14 protein-coding genes are annotated in these 15,919 nt (G+C 72.2%); 5 read left to right on the top strand and 9 right to left on the bottom strand.

Annotation, left to right across the window (positions count from 1 at the left end; translation table 11 throughout):
• Window positions 1-9 precede the first annotated feature (9 nt).
• The 6 genes from ACIQRL_RS21475 to ACIQRL_RS21450 all read right to left on the bottom strand — a co-directional run bounded on the left by ACIQRL_RS21475 (window position 10) and on the right by ACIQRL_RS21450 (window position 6,943).
• Entirely contained in the window at window positions 10-1,368 is a 1,359-nt protein-coding gene (locus ACIQRL_RS21475; protein ID WP_401333631.1) for an ABC transporter ATP-binding protein, read from the bottom strand.
• Between the two features lie 237 nt (window positions 1,369-1,605).
• Window positions 1,606-2,319, bottom strand: a complete 714-nt coding sequence (locus ACIQRL_RS21470) for a class F sortase (RefSeq protein WP_401333629.1) — start codon at window positions 2,317-2,319, stop codon at window positions 1,606-1,608.
• Window positions 2,320-2,368: 49 nt separating this feature from the next.
• The gene (locus ACIQRL_RS21465) at window positions 2,369-3,034 is read right to left on the bottom strand and encodes a hypothetical protein (protein WP_401333627.1); all 666 of its coding nucleotides are present in this window, start codon (window positions 3,032-3,034) and stop codon (window positions 2,369-2,371) included.
• A 186-nt stretch (window positions 3,035-3,220) separates the two neighbouring features.
• The gene (locus ACIQRL_RS21460; protein ID WP_401333625.1) at window positions 3,221-5,479 is read right to left on the bottom strand and encodes a molybdopterin oxidoreductase family protein; all 2,259 of its coding nucleotides are present in this window, start codon (window positions 5,477-5,479) and stop codon (window positions 3,221-3,223) included.
• Between the two features lie 134 nt (window positions 5,480-5,613).
• Window positions 5,614-6,231 (bottom strand): TetR family transcriptional regulator, encoded by a 618-nt coding sequence (locus ACIQRL_RS21455; RefSeq protein WP_401333623.1) that lies wholly within the window; start codon window positions 6,229-6,231, stop codon window positions 5,614-5,616.
• Window positions 6,232-6,295: 64 nt separating this feature from the next.
• Window positions 6,296-6,943 (bottom strand): hypothetical protein, encoded by a 648-nt coding sequence (locus tag ACIQRL_RS21450; RefSeq protein ID WP_401333622.1) that lies wholly within the window; start codon window positions 6,941-6,943, stop codon window positions 6,296-6,298.
• 318 nt (window positions 6,944-7,261) lie between these two features.
• Here ACIQRL_RS21450 and hmgA point away from each other — a divergent pair, with 318 nt between their 5' ends.
• From hmgA to ACIQRL_RS21430, 4 genes are all read left to right on the top strand, one after another.
• On the top strand, window positions 7,262-8,602 hold the full coding sequence (hmgA, locus tag ACIQRL_RS21445; RefSeq protein ID WP_401333619.1) for a homogentisate 1,2-dioxygenase: 1,341 nt from the start codon (window positions 7,262-7,264) through the stop codon (window positions 8,600-8,602).
• Window positions 8,603-8,651: 49 nt separating this feature from the next.
• Window positions 8,652-9,401 (top strand): GntR family transcriptional regulator, encoded by a 750-nt coding sequence (locus ACIQRL_RS21440; protein WP_401333617.1) that lies wholly within the window; start codon window positions 8,652-8,654, stop codon window positions 9,399-9,401.
• A 41-nt stretch (window positions 9,402-9,442) separates the two neighbouring features.
• On the top strand, window positions 9,443-10,657 hold the full coding sequence (locus ACIQRL_RS21435) for a type ISP restriction/modification enzyme (protein ID WP_401333615.1): 1,215 nt from the start codon (window positions 9,443-9,445) through the stop codon (window positions 10,655-10,657).
• Between the two features lie 93 nt (window positions 10,658-10,750).
• Window positions 10,751-11,959, top strand: a complete 1,209-nt coding sequence (locus ACIQRL_RS21430; RefSeq protein ID WP_401333612.1) for a CaiB/BaiF CoA transferase family protein — start codon at window positions 10,751-10,753, stop codon at window positions 11,957-11,959.
• Window positions 11,960-12,118: 159 nt separating this feature from the next.
• Here ACIQRL_RS21430 and ACIQRL_RS21425 read toward each other — a convergent pair whose 3' ends face one another.
• The 3 genes from ACIQRL_RS21425 to ACIQRL_RS21415 all read right to left on the bottom strand — a co-directional run bounded on the left by ACIQRL_RS21425 (window position 12,119) and on the right by ACIQRL_RS21415 (window position 13,920).
• Window positions 12,119-12,388, bottom strand: coding sequence for a hypothetical protein (locus tag ACIQRL_RS21425; RefSeq protein ID WP_261708223.1), 270 nt, complete (start codon window positions 12,386-12,388; stop codon window positions 12,119-12,121).
• A 115-nt stretch (window positions 12,389-12,503) separates the two neighbouring features.
• Entirely contained in the window at window positions 12,504-13,292 is a 789-nt protein-coding gene (locus ACIQRL_RS21420; protein WP_401333609.1) for an anti-sigma factor domain-containing protein, read from the bottom strand.
• Between the two features lie 85 nt (window positions 13,293-13,377).
• Window positions 13,378-13,920, bottom strand: a complete 543-nt coding sequence (locus ACIQRL_RS21415; protein ID WP_401333606.1) for a sigma-70 family RNA polymerase sigma factor — start codon at window positions 13,918-13,920, stop codon at window positions 13,378-13,380.
• A gap of 353 nt (window positions 13,921-14,273) precedes the next feature.
• Here ACIQRL_RS21415 and ACIQRL_RS21410 point away from each other — a divergent pair, with 353 nt between their 5' ends.
• Window positions 14,274-15,812 carry a DUF4331 domain-containing protein gene (locus ACIQRL_RS21410; RefSeq protein ID WP_401333603.1) on the top strand — a complete coding sequence of 513 codons (1,539 nt, stop codon included), beginning with the start codon at window positions 14,274-14,276 and terminating at the stop codon, window positions 15,810-15,812.
• Window positions 15,813-15,919 lie beyond the last annotated feature (107 nt).

The following is a 15,919-nucleotide window of genomic DNA, read 5'->3' as shown; positions in this document are numbered from 1 at the left end:
GCCCGGGATTCACTCCTCCAGGTCCGGCAGCCGCTCCGGTGCCGGGCAGATCCGTTCGCCGTTCCGGTCGAAGACGAACAGGTGGGCGATGTCCACGAGGAGCGGGATCTGCATTCCGTGGCGGAGTTCGATGTCGGGTGTGGTGCGCACGACGAGATCGCCGGGCAGCCGGCCCTCGGGCGGTGTCTGCCCCACGAGATCGGCCTCGTCGTCCGCGGGATGGTCGAGGACGACGACGGGTCCGGCCCGCAGCGTCCCCGCCCGCAGTGCCCCGGCGCGCCCCCGCAGCCGGTCCAGGACGGTGCCGTCACGGCGCCGCCGGCGCGTCGCGCGGGCCGGGCGCGGCGACTCCAGCTCCGGTACGTGGGCGGGCCGCGAACCCGTGTTGAAGTGGACGAGGACCTCGTGCCCCTGGAACTCGACGTGCTCGACCAGACCGCTGATCGCCACTTCCCCCGGCCGGGCGTCGGACGGTCTGGCGAGCCGTACGGCCTCGGAGCGCAGCCCGACGATCACCTCACGGCCCTGCTGCACCCGGAGCAGCTGGTGGTCCAGGCAGAGGGGTTCGGGCAGGCGCAGATACTGCTTGCCGAGGCTGATCGTCATGGCGCCGTCGAGCGGGGCCCGGACGAGCCCGCGCAGCAGGTTGATCCGCGGGGTGCCGATGAAGGCGGCGACGAAGACGTTCGCGGGCAGCCCGTAGACCGTGCGGGGCGTGCCCAGTTGCTGGAGGACTCCGCCGCGCAGTACGGCGACCCGGTCGCCGAGCGACATGGCCTCGGCCTGGTCGTGGGTGACGTAGACCGTGGTGGCGCCCGATTCCCTGGTGAGCCGGGAGATTTCGGTCCGCAGGTGGTTGCGGAGCTTGGCGTCGAGGTTGGACAGCGGTTCGTCCATCAGGAAGGCGGAGGGGTGGCGCGCTATCGCCCGCCCCATGGCGACGCGCTGCCGCTCGCCGCCGGAGAGCTGGTTGGGGAAGCGGTCGAGGAGGTCCTGGATGCCGAGCATCCGGGCCGTGGCGTCCACCCGCGCGCGGGGGTCCTCGCCGGGCGTCTCGATGCGCAGCGGGAAGCCGATGTTGTCGCGGCTGGTCATGCTCGGGTAGAGGGCGAAGTTCTGGAACACCATCGCCATGTTCCGGTCGGACGGCTGCAGATCGTTGGCGTACTCCCCGTCCAGCCGCACCTCGCCCTCGGTGACCTCCTCCAGTCCCGCGATCATCCTCAGCACGGTCGACTTGCCGCAGCCGGAGGGGCCGAGCAGGACGAGGAATTCACCGGGCCGGATGTCCAGCGACAGCCGTTCCACCACACGGGCCCCGCGGGTGTACGACTTGCTGACGTGGTGCAGGGAGATGGCGCGTGTCATGACGTGTGCCCCCGGGGGCGTGCAAGGCGCTGGTGCTCCGCGGCCGGTCGTCCCGCACGGGTCGTACGGGACCTTGAGTCACGGAAGCTAACGGACCGCACACACCCGGGGGAAGACACATGGCGGTATCGGACGTGCCGGTTCGGTACGGGCGGAAACGGACGATCGGATACCGGTCGCGCGTGTGCCGGACACCGGCTCGCGCCGCGCCCCCGGGCCGGCGCCCGACGGCTCGTCTCAGCGGGCGCCGGCCCGCCCCCGGATCTCCGTGAGGTGGGCGAAGGCGATGAGGTTCGCGGCGTATCCGGCCTTCCGGTCGAAGGCGCCGCCGCAGGTGATCAGCCGCAGTTCGGGACGCCCCCGGTTGCCATACACCTCCTGGTCGGGGAAGTGCGCCTTCGCGTACGTGCGTACGGCGTCCACCGTATAGACGGCGGTCCGCCCGTCCACGCGGCGGGCCTCGACGCGTGCGCCGGGGCGGATCCGTTCGAGCGGGGCGAAGACGGCGGGTCCCGTCCGGGTGTCGCGATGGCCGACGACGAGGGCCGTGCCGCGTTCGCCGGGCGTGGGACCGTCCGTGTACCAGCCGACGAGTGTGGGCTCGTCCATGGGCGGCGTGGTGAGCCGTCGCTCGCGGTCCAGCCGGAGGCCGACGACCGGCGCGTCCAGGCCGAGGGAGGGGATGCGCAGGGAGGCGGCCCGGGAGCGCGGCAGCGATGCGGGCGGGGGTGCGGGCCGGGCCGGGCGGGCGGCCGGGGCGCGGTGCGGCCGCGGACCGCGCGCGTCGCCGGCGGGGTGGGCGTCCGGCCCGTGGCCGGTGCCCGCCGCCCCCGCCGGAGCGGGGGAGGCGGCGCCCTCGTCGCGCACGGCACCGGACGCCACCGTGCCGGCGGGCTCGCCGTCCCCCGCCCACCAGACGCCGCCCGCCACCAGTGCGACGGTGACCACCATGGTCCGCGTCAGGCGGTAGGCGCGCGTCCGGTACCAGGGCCTCCGTCGTCTACGCGGCGCCATCGGGGCGTCGGCGCAGCCGCAGGAACACGACTCCACCGGCTACGACGAGTCCCGCGGCCGCCGCACCGGCCACCGGCGAGAAGTTCTGCGGATGGGCGAGACCGCCGCCGCCCGCCGGGGGCCCTCCGTTGGGACCGCCCGGGCCGCCCTGCGGTCCGCCGGGGCCTCCGCCCGGGCCGGTGGTCGTCGTGCTCGGCGACGGGGTCGGGCTCGGCCCGCCGAGGGGGCAGGCGACCTTGAAGACCTTGCTCTTGCCCGCGCCGTTCTCGCCCACGAACCGCCAGGTCAGCTTGTACTGGCCGTCGGGCAGCGTGAAGTTCGGCAGGGGCGTGCGACCCTGACCGGTCGGCAGGTCCAGGCTGCCCCTGAGGTTGGCGCCGCCCGCGACGAGGGGCTGGGTCAGGATGGCCCAGGTGATCCGCTGCCCCGGGTCGAAGTTGAAGCCGTCGAGGTAGAAGCGGCAGACCTTCGGATCGTCCCGCTGGTCGTCGACCGCGGTGCTCGCGTCGTGGATCTTGACGTCGCCGTTGTCGCCGGGGGCGGCGAAGGCGGCCGGGGCACCGAGGAGGGCGGCGCCCGCGACGGCGAGGGCCGCGAGGGCACCGGCGCCGCGACGTGGCACGGAGCGGTGCGAGAGGGTCGAGGTGGACATGCGAGTTCCTCCGAGTCAGGTGATTGTCATACAAATCTCACTTCATCTGACTACTTCTCACATATGCCCACGAAAGATCCGTAACAGCGCCCGGTCCCCCGTCAGGTATCGCTCTTCCGGCGCAAGAAAACCCCTGGCCGCGGCGGCTCCTCGCGCACCCGCCGCGGCCTCGGAGCACGGTGACGGCTAGGGGCAGGCCGCCAGGTCCACCGGCACCCCGTTGAGGACCGCCGTTCCGGACAGCGGGTCGAGCAGCGAGCCGTCCAGGAGTTGGTTGACGTTGACGCCGGGGTCCAGGGCCGCGTGGCTCATCCGGGTGCCGGGGCGGTCGTGCCCCCAGCCGTGCGGAAGGCTCACCACGCCCCGCCGTACGGTGTCGGTGATCTCAGCCGGGGCGATCACCTCTCCGCCGGCCCCCTTGACGCGCACGGCCGACCCGTCGGCGAGCCCGAGCCGGGCGGCGTCGTCGGGGTGGATGTGCAGGGTGCAGCGGTTGGAACCGCCGGTCAGGGCGGGGACGTTGTGCATCCAGCTGTTGTTGGAGCGCAGATGACGGCGGCCGACGAGGACGACGGCCGCGGGGCGTTCGCGCAGCGCGTCCCGCAGACGCGGCAGATCGCCGGCGATCGGTTCGGGGAGCAGCTCGATCTTGCCGCTGCGGGTCTTCAGGCGCCGCGGCAGGCAGGAGGCGAGCGGTCCGAGGTCGATGCCGTGCGGGTGGGCGAGCACCTTGTCCAGCGTCAGTCCGTCGGGACGGGCGCCGAAACCGTCGCCGTACGGGCCGAGGCGCAGCATCATGTCGAGCCGGCGCTCGGGGCCGTTCTCGCCGGTGAGGGCGGCGGCGAGCTCACGCGGGTCGCGCCCGTGCACCGGCGACGCGGCGTCCCCGACCGCCTTGCCGAGGGTGCCGTCGATGACCATCGTGTCCACGGCGGACGGGTCGGCGCCGTGCATGCCGGTCGCGGCGAGGACGAGCCGGGCGAGGATCTCGGTCTCCGCCATCCGGCCCTCCTCCAGGGGGACGGCTGGGCGGTTGTAGCGGACCTGGTTGCGCACGGCGAGGGTGTTGAACGCGAAGTCGTGGTGCGCGCTCCGGGAGGGCGGGGGCGGCGGCAGCACGACGTGGGCGTGGCGCGAGGTCTCGTTCAGGTACGGGTCGACGCTGACCATGAAGTCCAGCGATTCGAGGGCCTTGTCGAGCCGGAGGCCGTCGGGTGCGGACAGGACGGGGTTGGCGGCGACGGCGATGACGGCGCGGACCGGGCTGCCGTCCGGGGTCGCGGTGTCGATCTCCTCCGCCAGGGCGGACAGCGGCAGTTCGCCCTTGGCCTCGGGGTGCCGGCTCACCCGGCTGTGCCAGCGGCCGAGCGCGAAGCCGTGACCGGGGCCCGCCGGGCGGGGCGTCCGGTCGGTGGCGGCCGTCGGGAAGAGGGCGCCGCCCGGCCGGTCGAGGTTGCCCGTGAGGATGTTGAGAACGTCCACGAGCCAGCTCGCCAGGGTGCCGTGCGGGACGGTGCAGCTGCCGATGCGGGCGTAGACGGCGGCGGTCGGCGCGGCGGCCAGCTCGCGCGCCAGCTCCCGGATGGTCCCGGCGTCCACGTCGCAGGCCGCGCTCGCCGCCTCGGGGGTGAAGTCCCGCAGCGCGTCGGGGAGTTCGTCGACACCCTGGACGTGCGGGGCGAGTGCGCCGAGGTCGACGAGCTTTTCCTCGAAGAGGACGTACGCCATCGCCGCGAGGAGCAGGGCGTCGGTGCCGGGGCGGATGGCCACATGGCGGTCGGCGAGTTTGGCCGTGCGGGTGCGGCGCGGGTCGATGACGGTCAGCGTGCCGCCGCGCGCCCGCAGTGCCCGGAGCTTGCCGGGGAAGTCGGGTGCGGTGCACAGACTCCCGTTGGATTCCAGCGGGTTGGCGCCGATGAGCAGCAGGTGGTCGGTGTGGTCCAGGTCCGGCACGGGGATCGCGTTGGCGTCGCCGAACAGCAGGCCGCTCGACACGTGCTTGGGCATCTGGTCGACCGTGGAGGCGGTGAAGACGCTGTGCGTGCGCAGGGCGCCGAGCAGGACCTGCGGGTAGAGGGCACCGGCCATGGTGTGCACGTTCGGGTTGCCGAGCACGACACCGAGGGCGTGCGGTCCGTACCGGTCGACGACTCCGCGCAGCCCGGCGGCGACCGTGTCGAAGGCCTCGTCCCAGGTGGCCTCGCGCAGTTCGCCGTCCTCGCGGACGAGGGGGGTGCGCAGTCGGTCGGGGTCGCCGTCGGCGGCCCCGAAGGAGGCGCCCTTCGGGCAGATGAAGCCCTTGCTGAACACGTCGTCGCGGTCACCGCGGGCGCCGGTCACCCGGGTGCCCTCGATGGTCAGCGTCAGCCCGCAGGTGGCTTCGCACAGGGGGCAGACGCGCAGCGCGGTTCGGGAGTCGGGGGTGGTGCCGGAGGTGCGGGACACGGGGTCCTCCCGGAGGGCGGTGGCTACGGTGGCACACGGACGCGACCGAGCATACCGACCGGTACGCATGCTGGGGAGACTCCGCAGGGGGTCACGTCGGAATTCCGCGCGCCGCGTCCCGTTCGGGCGACCGGTCAGTCGAGGACTCTGGCCAGGTACGCCCGCAGCAGCTCGCGCGTCTCCTCGATGATCCGCTCGTCCCCTTCGGGGTCGACCCGGAAGGCCAGGTGGACCAGGGTGTCCGCGGTCTCCACGGCCACCAGGAAACAGCGCCGGAGATCCTCGTCCGGGGCGCGGTCGAGATAGCCGGAGAGCAGGTCGGTGAGACGGTCGGCGACCCGGGTGTTGGGCTCGGCATAGCGCGCGCCGACGGGTATCTGGTTGCCGAAGTCGACGAGGGAGAAGCCCGGCGCGGTGCGCTTCATGGCGAGGTACTCGTCGAGCACCGCGTCCATCGCGGCCCGCCAGCCCGCCCCTTCCGTGTCCCGCAGGCTCCGGGTGACGCGCTCGGCGTAGAGCTCCAGGTTGCGCTGGGCGAGCGCGTCGGCCATCGCGCGCTTGTTGCCGAAGAAGCGGTAGACGGATCCGATGGGCACACCGGCCCGCTGAGCCACGGCCCGTGTGCTCAGACCGTCGTAGCCCACCTCGTCGAGGAGGTCGGCGCAGGCGTCGAGGATTCTGGTCAGTCGTTCTGCGCTGCGCCGCTGAACGGGCGCTCTGCGCAGCGAGGTCGCATGGGGCACGGTCTTCATGATGCCTTTCCGCCGGGGTCCGGTGAACCTCCCCCATGAGTACGCACCTGTGTGCCGTGACCACTCATCTCACCTCAGGGACCACCACCGACGGTGTGGCCTGCGACGCAGCCGGTGAGACCGGTGATGTCGAGGCCCGCGGGGGCGGCACGGCCGGGGTCGCGGGGCCCGGGGCCGACGTCCCGGGTGGCGCCGATTCCGGGCCGGGCGCCGAACCGGAATCCGACGCCGTGATGTCGGCGGTGCTCTCGACGGGCTTGCCGTGGACGGCCCACACGGTGCCGTCGTCGGCGTACAGCCGCACGGTGACGTGGTGGGTGCCGCGCGGCACGAGGTGCCCGGCCAGGCGGTACCCGGCGGTGCGCAGCCGGGCGACGGTCCGGCCGTCGACGTAGAGGTGGGCGAGGCCGCGCCCGGCGACCGGCACCGCACGCGCGCCCGCGGGCGAGAAGCGGAAGTCGCGGACGGTCAGCCGCACGTCCCAGCCGCCGGCGGCGTCCGGCTGGATCTCGATGGCGACCTCGGGCGCCCCCTTCTTGCCCACCTCACGGTAGAGCCGCCCTTCCTCGTCCATCTCGTCGAGCAATGTGCCCACGGGCGAGGCCGAGACCGTGACCCCCCGCTCGTGCGCTTCACCGGCGCCGCAGCCCGCGGCTCCGCCGAGCAGGGCGCAGACCGCGAACGCGGCGAGCAGTCCACGCGTCCACCGCATGAACGGGAGCGTAGAACAAGGCTCCTTACGGCCGGATCCCCCTGGAGTCGGGTTCTCGGGCCGCGCGGACCCGCCCGAGTACTACTCCCGCGGCAGCTTCCGCGGGGATTCCGGCCAACCCCCGAGCCGTACCGGAGATGCCGCGAGCCGCCCCGGTCCGGGCCCGGTTTCGTCCCCCGGACCGGCCCGCGCCCAAGCCGGGCGAAGATCCGCGCGCGGCCCGTGGCCGATCCCGTTCGGTGCGCTCGGATGACCCCTTGCGCGGGGCAGGAGGGAATCCTACGGTGATGCATAGGAATCAGGCGCAAGGGAGCGATCATGAGCGGGGACGCGAGGAAGACGGCCGAAGGGCTGGCCTACCTCTCCGGATTCGGCAACGAACACAGCTCGGAGGCGGTCCCGGGGGCCCTGCCGCACGGTCGCAACGCGCCCCAGCGCGCACCGCTCGGCCTGTACGCGGAGCAGCTCAGCGGCTCGGCGTTCACCGAGCCGAGAGCGTCCAACCGGCGTTCGTGGCTCTACCGGATCCGGCCGTCGGCCGCGCACCCCGCGTTCACCCGCGCCGACAACGGCACCCTGCGGACGGCGCCCTTCACGGAGTCGGTGCCCGACCCGAACCGGCTGCGCTGGAACCCGCTGCCCGAGCCGCCCGCCGGGACGGACTTCCTCGCGGGCCTGTGGACCCTCGGCGGCAACGGCGACGCCGCCCAGCGCACCGGCATCGCCGTGCACCTCTATCACGCCAATTCCTCGATGGAGCGGGTGTTCAGCGACGCCGACGGCGAGCTGCTCATCGTCCCGGAGCGCGGCGGCCTGCTGCTGCGCACCGAGTTCGGGCTGCTGCACGTGGAGCCGGGCCAGCTGGCGCTGATCCCCCGCGGGGTGCGCTTCCGGGTGGAACTGCTGGACAGGGCGCCGGAGGGCGGGCGGAGCCGTGGCGCCCGCGGCTATGTGTGCGAGAACTACGGGGCGCCGTTCCACCTGCCCGACCTCGGGCCCATCGGTGCCAACGGCCTCGCCAACGCCCGGGACTTCCTCGCCCCGGTCGCCGCGTACGAGGACGTCGAGGGCCCGGTCGAGGTGGTGAACAAGTTCTGCGGCAACCTCTGGACGGCGACGTACGACCACTCGCCGCTGGACGTGGTCGCCTGGCACGGCAACCATGTGCCGTACATCTACGACCTGCACCGTTTCAATGTGATCGGCTCCATCAGCTACGACCACCCGGATCCCTCGATCTTCACGGTGCTGACGTCACCGTCCGACACCCCGGGCCTGGCCGGTGTCGACTTCGTCGTGTTCGCGCCGCGCTGGCTGGTGGGCGAGGACACGTTCCGTCCGCCGTACTTCCACCGGAACGTGATGAGCGAGTACATGGGGCTCATCGAGGGCGCGTACGACGCGAAGGCGGAGGGGTTCGTGCCGGGCGGCGGCTCGCTGCACAACATGATGTCGGCGCACGGACCGGACCAGGAGACCTTCGCCCGCGCCAGTGCCGCCGAGCTGAAGCCGCAGAAGATCGACGACGGGCTCGCCTTCATGTTCGAGACGCGCTGGCCGGTGACGGCGACGGCCCAGGCGGCACGGGCCGAGCATCTCCAGCGCGGCTACGACGACGTGTGGCAGGGCCTCGGACGGCACTTCCGCGCGATCGACTGAGGGGTCACCGGCCGTTGCCTTCCACGCCCGCGACCTGTACGGATACCTCGTGACCTCCTTTGCTCCCGACTCGATCGTCCTGAACCGCAAGCTGCCGCTCTGGTATCAGGTGTCGCAGTCCCTGCGCGCCTCGATACTCGGCCGCTCCTCCCAGGACCCGCTGCGGCTGCCCACCGAGGAGCAGCTCGCCGGGCACTACGGGGTGAGCGTGCTGACCATGCGGCAGGCACTCAAGGAGCTGGAGGTCGAGGGGCTCATCACCCGGCACCGCCGGCGGGGCACGTTCATCGAGCCGAGTGCGCGGCGGGGCACGCCCGTGCGGCTGCTCGGCTCGGTGGACGCGATCGTGGCCCAGCAGTCGGGCATGACGACCGAACTGCTGGACCAGGGGAAGGCGCCCGTTTCGGGCGAACTGGCCGAATTCTTCCCGGATGTGGACGAGGTGGCGACGTACCACCGGCTGCGCAGCGACGAGACGACGGGCGAACCGACGAACCACGCGCGCAACTACCTCCGGCCGGAGCTGGCCGACCGCATCGACCGGGAGGACCTGATCCGCTGGCCGATGACCAAGGTGCTGCGGGACGTGCTCGGAGTCGGCATCAGCCGGATCACCGACACGGTGGAGGCCCGGCTCGCCGACCCGGAGACGGCGCGCCTGCTCCAAGTGCCGCTGCTCAGCCCGATCCTGCGCTACACGGGCATCATCTACGGCAAGGACGGGCAGGCGCTGGACGTGGCGGTCATCCACTACCGGGGCGACCGCTTCTCGTTCACGGTCACCCTCGACGCCCACTGACGATGCCGTACGGGGACGGCGCGCGGCGCCCGCGTCGTACGATGCCGAGCGTGACGCCCGACGCCGCTCCGCTGCTCGCGGACCTCATGCCGTGGTCCGTCGCACCGCCGAGGCTGGGCCGGAGGTGGCCGACGGCCCCCGACGCCGCCTCGCTGAAGGCGCGTTGGGACGCCCTCGTCCGGGCCGAAGGGGCCGCTCGCGAGACGCTGTTCGGGCCGACCCGGGCCCGCACGACGCGGTCCGCGGTGGCCCAGTTGCCGGGTCAGTCCAGCGGGACGGGCCGACTCGCGCGGGCGTCGGACCCCTGCCCGGACCCGGTCCGCGTGCTGAGCGCCCCCTTCGACGAGCAGTGGTTGATTCCCGACCACCGGCTGATCGACGCGGCGCGCCCCGAGTTGTGGCGGGTGGCGGGTGAGGAACAGGTGTTCGTGGTCGAGCAGGCTTCGGGGCCCGAGGCGTCCGGCCCGGTCCTGCTGGCCGCGTCCGTGCTGCCGCTGAGCGCCGGCCGCGGCGGCCGGGTGCGCCCCCTCTACCGGCGCCCCGGTGGCCGTGAACCGAACCTGGCCCCGGGCCTGTTGGAGCACCTCGGCACCCGCCTCGGCCACTCCCCCGCCCCCGTCGACGTCCTCGCCTGGACGATGGCGGTCGCGCGGCACGGCCGGGACGGCTGCGCGGTACCGCTCACCTCCGACCCCGAAGTGTGGTCGTACGGCGTCGAGTTGGGGCGCCGGACGCTGCGGCTGATGCGCCGCGACGGCGAGCGCCCCAAACTCCCCGGCGGCCGCCGCCCGTACGTCCGCGCGCCACTGACCGCCCTCCCCCACGGACCCCGCCCGGCCGCGGGCCCCCTCCTCACCGATCCGTACTACGACCGCGCCGAGGAGTCCCTGCATCTCGGGGACGGCAGGATCTCACCCGTCCCGCCCGAGGCCTGGGACTTCGAGGTCGGTGGTGTGCGCGTGCTCGAACAGTGGTTCGCGGCCAGGACCGGGGCGCCCGAGCCGGGCACGCTGGAGGCGATCGGCCCCGCCGGCTGGCCGCAGGCCTGGACGTCCGAACTCCTCGAACTCATCACGGTGCTCGCCCTGCTCGCGGAACTGCGCCCCCAGCAGGCCGAGTTGGAACTCCGATCGCCGATCACCCGGGCCGAACTGCGCACGGCCGGGGTCCTCCCGGTCCCGGACACGGCGCGCCGTCCGGCCTCGGTCCTCGACCACCACGAAGAAGGTCCGGAAGGCCAGTTCGCGCTGATCTAGCCGATCCAGCCGATCGAGGGCGCGGCCCCGCCCGGCCCCTGCCGGATGAACCCGTCCGACATACATGCATGACAAAAGTATTGCCGAGGGGCCATGATCCACGGCATGCAGTCACAGCCTCTCCCGCTCGAAGGCATCACCGTCGTCGCCGTCGAACAAGCCGTCGCCGCACCCTTCGCCACCCGGCAGCTCGCCGATCTCGGCGCCCGGGTGGTCAAGATCGAACGGATCGACGGCGGGGACTTCGCCCGTGGCTACGACACCGCGGCCGGCGGCCTCGCCTCGCATTTCGTGTGGTGCAACCGGGGCAAGGAGTCCGTCGCCCTCGATCTGAAGGACCCGCGCGGGCTCGACGTCGTACGCCGGCTGATCGCGGACGCGGACGTGTTCGTGCAGAACCTCGCCCAGGGGGCCGCGGCCCGGCTGGGACTCGACGCGGTGACCCTGTGTGCCGAGCATCCGCGGCTGATCGCCGTGGACGTCTCGGGGTACGGGCCGTCGGGGCCGTACGCCGGCAAACGCGCGTACGACATGCTCGTGCAGTGCGAGGCGGGGCTCGTGTCGGTGACGGGGACGCCGGAGCAGCCGGTGAAGGCCGGCATCCCGGCCGCGGACATCGCGGCGGCCATGTACGCGTTCTCGGGAGTCCTCGCGGCTCTCGTGCGGCGCGGCACGACCGGGCGCGGGGGCCCGGTGGAGGTGTCGATGCTGGACGCGCTCGCGGAGTGGATGGGGCATCCGCTGCACCACGCGATGCACGGCGGGACCCCACCGGAACGCACGGGCCTCGCCCATGCCGTCATCGTTCCCTACGACGTCTATTCGACGGCGGACGGCGGACGGGTCCTGTTGTCGGTGCAGAACGATCGCGAGTGGCGACGGCTCGCCCAACAGGTTCTGGGGCACGCCGAGTTGGCGGACGATCCGGAGTTCGCGACGAACCCGGCGCGGGTGGCGAACCGGGAGCGCGTGGACACGCTGGTGGCGAAGGCGCTGGGCACGCTCGGCACCGACGAGGCGGTCGCCCGGCTGGAGGCCGCGGGCATCGCCTGCGCCCGGCTGCGGGACGTACGGGAAGTGGCGGAGCATCCGCAGTTGGCGGCCAGGAACCGCTGGCGCGAGGTGGGGTCACCCGTCGGGCCGCTGCGGGCGCTGCTGCCTCCCATCACGCTGCCGGGCGGGGAGGAAGCGCGTATGGGGGCCGTCCCGCGGCTCGGCGAGCACACAGGGGTGGTGTTGCGGGCGCTGGGCATGGCGGACGCGGACGTCGCCGAGCTGCGGCGGGACGGAGTGGTGCGCTGAACCTCACGGCTCGGTGAAGGGAGTGACCCGCGCTCCGGCACTGCTGACCACCGGGCACCGCTGCCCGCCGTGGGGATGACGGACGCGGAAGGGCAGCGCTGCGCCGGGGCGGTGGAGTCGCCGGAGCGCGGGTCGGGAAAGGCCGGTGCCGAGAGCCGCTCAGCGGTCGCCGAACAGCGAACGGCGCAGCCGCCTGAGCGGCGCGAAGAGCGAGACCCGCCGCACGCGCGCGCCCCTGGAGCCGCTGTCGTGCGCGGTGTCACGCGCCGTGAGCTCACGCATCAGTGACGTCGCCTCGACCGTCTCGCGCTGCGGTATGGCAGGGCCACCGAGCACCGCCAGGTGACGGTCGAGGCGCGAACTGGTCGCGCTGCTCCCGCACGTGATCGCAGGGACGCGTGCCCTGCTGCGCACTGTTATCTGTTCCATGTCACTCCCCACCCGTACAAGTCCACCCGGCCCGGGCAGACTAACCCTATCGCCCCCTCGTGGCGCGCGTGTATCTCGGACAAAGGATTCACCTTCCCCATAAGGGGGTTGACGATTACTCTCCGAATCCGACCGTTTCCAGGGCGAGTTGGACAACCGGCGTGGTAGTGGGCTGCTCTGAGCCCCCGTGAGGCTCGACGGTCACTGCGAGTGACGTCGCCTTAGTATTCAGTCCGTCGGCGACGAGGGGCGTGTCGCCGTCGAAGAGGCCGAGAGAACGCGGTTTCTCGTTGGGGCGCATGAGCCACAACTGATGGACACGCCCGCCCGGAGGAGTGCCGAGTCCGCTCAGCGTCACGACGGCGCTCCGCTCCGACGCGGAGGCCACCACTCCGATTCCACGCCCTTGCGCGTCCCGGTCACCGGTCGCGCGCGCGTCGGGCGCCGCGAGAACGTGGGCGATCTCACGCGCCTGGGCGCGCTCCCGGTTCAGGTCGTCCCGCGCCTGGGTCGCCTGCACCGCGAACAGCGAGGCGACGACGAGGGCCGCGGCGGCCGTGGTGGTGGCGAGCGGGGCGAACAGCGGGCGGAGCCGGGGGGCGCGCGCCCGCGCGGGCTGATGGGCCGCCCGCGCGCGGGGCTGGTCCCGGGTGGCCGGTTCCTGCGGTGTCGTCCGCACGGCGGTCAGCACCCGCTCGCGCAGCGCGGTCGGCGGGGACACCGCTGTGGACCAGGCGAGCCGTATCGCGTCCTCGGTCAACGCCCGCACCTCGTCGGCACAGCGGTCACAGCCCTTCAGATGACGTTCGAATCGGCGCCGCTCGTCGCTTTCCAGCGCGTCGAGGGCGTAGGGCGCGGCGAGGGAGTGCAGATCGCGGCCCAGCAGTCGGTCGAGGACGCTCATACGGCACCCCTCTCTCTTCCGTGCGGATCTCTTCCGTGCGGATCTCTTTCGAGGAGTTCGTGGCCGGGCGGGCAGTCGTCGACGTTCACGCGACTCCTCCCAGGCATTCACGCAGGCGGGTGAGCCCGTCGCGCATACGGGTCTTGACGGTGCCGAGGGGCAGGGAGAGCCGCTCGGCGACTTCACGGTAGGTGTAGCCGTCGTAGTAGGCGAGGGTGACGGACTGGCGTTGCAGGGCGGTGAGCCGGTCGAGGCAGCGGCGGACCCACTCGCGTTCGAGTCCGGCCTCGACCTCCTCGGCGACCTGGTCGAACGCGGGGTGGTGGTTGCGCTGTCCCTCGCGCTGCTCGCGCTCGGTGGCCGCGCGGGCGCTGCGCACCCGGTCGACGGCACGGCGGTGCGCGAGGGTGAGGATCCAGGACAGGGCGCTGCCGCGTCCGGGGTCGAACCGGGCCGCGGAGCGCCAGAGTTCGAGCAGGACCTCCTGGGACACCTCCTCCGACTGTGCGGGGTCCCGCACCACGCGGCGCACCAGTCCGAACACCGGCCCTGACACCAGTCCGTACAGCTCCTCGAACGCCTTCTGGTCGCCTCCGGCCACCAGCACCAGTAGTTCGTCAGCCTCCACCCGTCCCCCTCTCCGGCCGTGCACGGCCCGTCCTTTCCCCTACGTCTTCGCAGCGAACCTGTCTACGGATGGGTTACGGATCGGAGCACCGAAAACGCGTGTCCCGCGCTGATCAGTTCGCGTGCCCCGCCACGGAGGGGTTCGCGTGTCCACGGCCTGCCGGTTCGCGTGTTCGTGACCGAGCGATCCGCGTGTTCGTGACCGAGCGGTTCGCGGGCCGTCGCCAAAGAAACGGGACCGCCGGTGAAACAAGCCGAGAGAACCGCCGTAAACACGTTTGGGATTCGACCAATCCACCCCGGCGACCGCTCCGAATGGCGTGCGTCAGGCAAGTTGGACAGAGGACGGACGGCATGACACCTATCTCCAGGAGCGGCGTGGGACGCAGGACTCTCGCGACCCTCGTATGCGGTGCGCTGGCCGCCGGGGGGCTCGCAGCCGCCGGCATGACGGCACTGGTACCGGGGGCGGCCTCCGCCTCCAGCCACCGGGAGGCCCCGCTCATCTCGGGCACTCCGCAGTACGACAACACGGACGTCTACGCGTTCGTCAGCCCGGACAAGCCCAACACGACCACGATCGTGGCGAACTGGATTCCCTTCGAGGAGCCCGCCGGCGGCCCGAACTTCTACACGTTCGCCGACGACGCCCAGTACGACATCCACATCGACAACAACGGTGACGCACAGGGCGAGTTGATCTACCGCTACACGTTCAAGACGCACCGGAAGAACGGCAACACCTTCCTCTACAACACGGGTCCGGTCACCAGCCTCGACGACCCCGACCTGAACATCACGCAGACGTACGACATCGATGTACTGCGCCTGCACAACCAGAAGCTGGTGTCGAAGACCAAGATCGCGGACGACGTTCCGGTCGCGCCGTCCAACGTCGGCAAGGCGTCGATGCCGGACTACGCCAAGCTGCGCTACCAGGCGGTGTCCAAGGCCGCGGGCGGCGCGACGACGTTCGCCGGCCAGGCGGACGACCCGTTCTTCCTGGACCTGCGCGTCTTCGACCTGCTCTACGGCGGGAACCTGACCGAGGTCGGGCGGGACACCCTCAAGGGCTACAACGTCAACTCCATAGCCCTGCAGGTCCCGAACGACATGATCCGCGAGTCGGCCGGCCAGCCGATCGTCGGCATCTGGTCCACCACGCAGCGCAAGGACGCCCGCGGCAACTACCGCCAGGTCTCCCGTCTCGGCATGCCGCTGGTCAACGAGGTCGTCAACCCGCAGAAGGACAAGGACAAGTTCAACGCGTCCGCGCCCTGGGACGACGCCCAGTTCCTGAAGAACGTGACCAACCCGGAACTGCCGAAGCTCATCGAGTCGATCTACAAGATCAAGGCCCCGGCCGAGCCCCGCAACGACCTGGTCGACGTGTTCCTGAAGGGCGTGAAGGGTCTCAACCAGCCGCCCCATGTGCGTCCGGCGGAGGAACTGCGCCTCAACACCTCGATCAAGCCGGCCATGCACCCCAAGCGGCTCGGTGTGCTCGACGGCGACAACGCGGGCTTCCCGAACGGACGCCGGCTCACCGACGACGTGATCGACGCCTCGCTCCAGGTCGTCGAGGGTGAACTGGTCGGCTCCAAGAACGACTTGGGCGACGCGGTCGACAAGAACGACAAGGGCTTCGAGAAGTCGTTCCCGTACGTCGCGGAGCCCACCTCGGGTTCGCGCGGCGCGCTCGCCAAGGGCACGACCAGCGGGACCGACGTGCGCAGCCAGCTCGGCGACGCGCTGCAGCCCACCGGTACCTCCGGCGGAGGCACCGACACCGTGCTGATCGCGGGCTCCGCCGCGGCGGGCGCCGCGGGCATCCTGCTCATCGGCTCCGGTCTGCTGTGGTGGCGCCGACGGATGTACAACCGGGCCTACTGACCCGGCTCACCGACTGGCGCGGCCCGCACACACTTCACCCCCCACGGTGCGGGCCGCGCCGCCCCACCCCCACAACGACCGTTCCGCCAAGGACTTTGAGGAGAGGG

Origin of the sequence: Streptomyces sp. NPDC091209 (assembly GCF_044757755.1) — a bacterium.
GTDB lineage: Bacteria > Actinomycetota > Actinomycetes > Streptomycetales > Streptomycetaceae > Streptomyces.
Note: the sequence above shows the minus strand (reverse complement) of the source record. Positions and strands in the feature narration are given on the sequence as shown.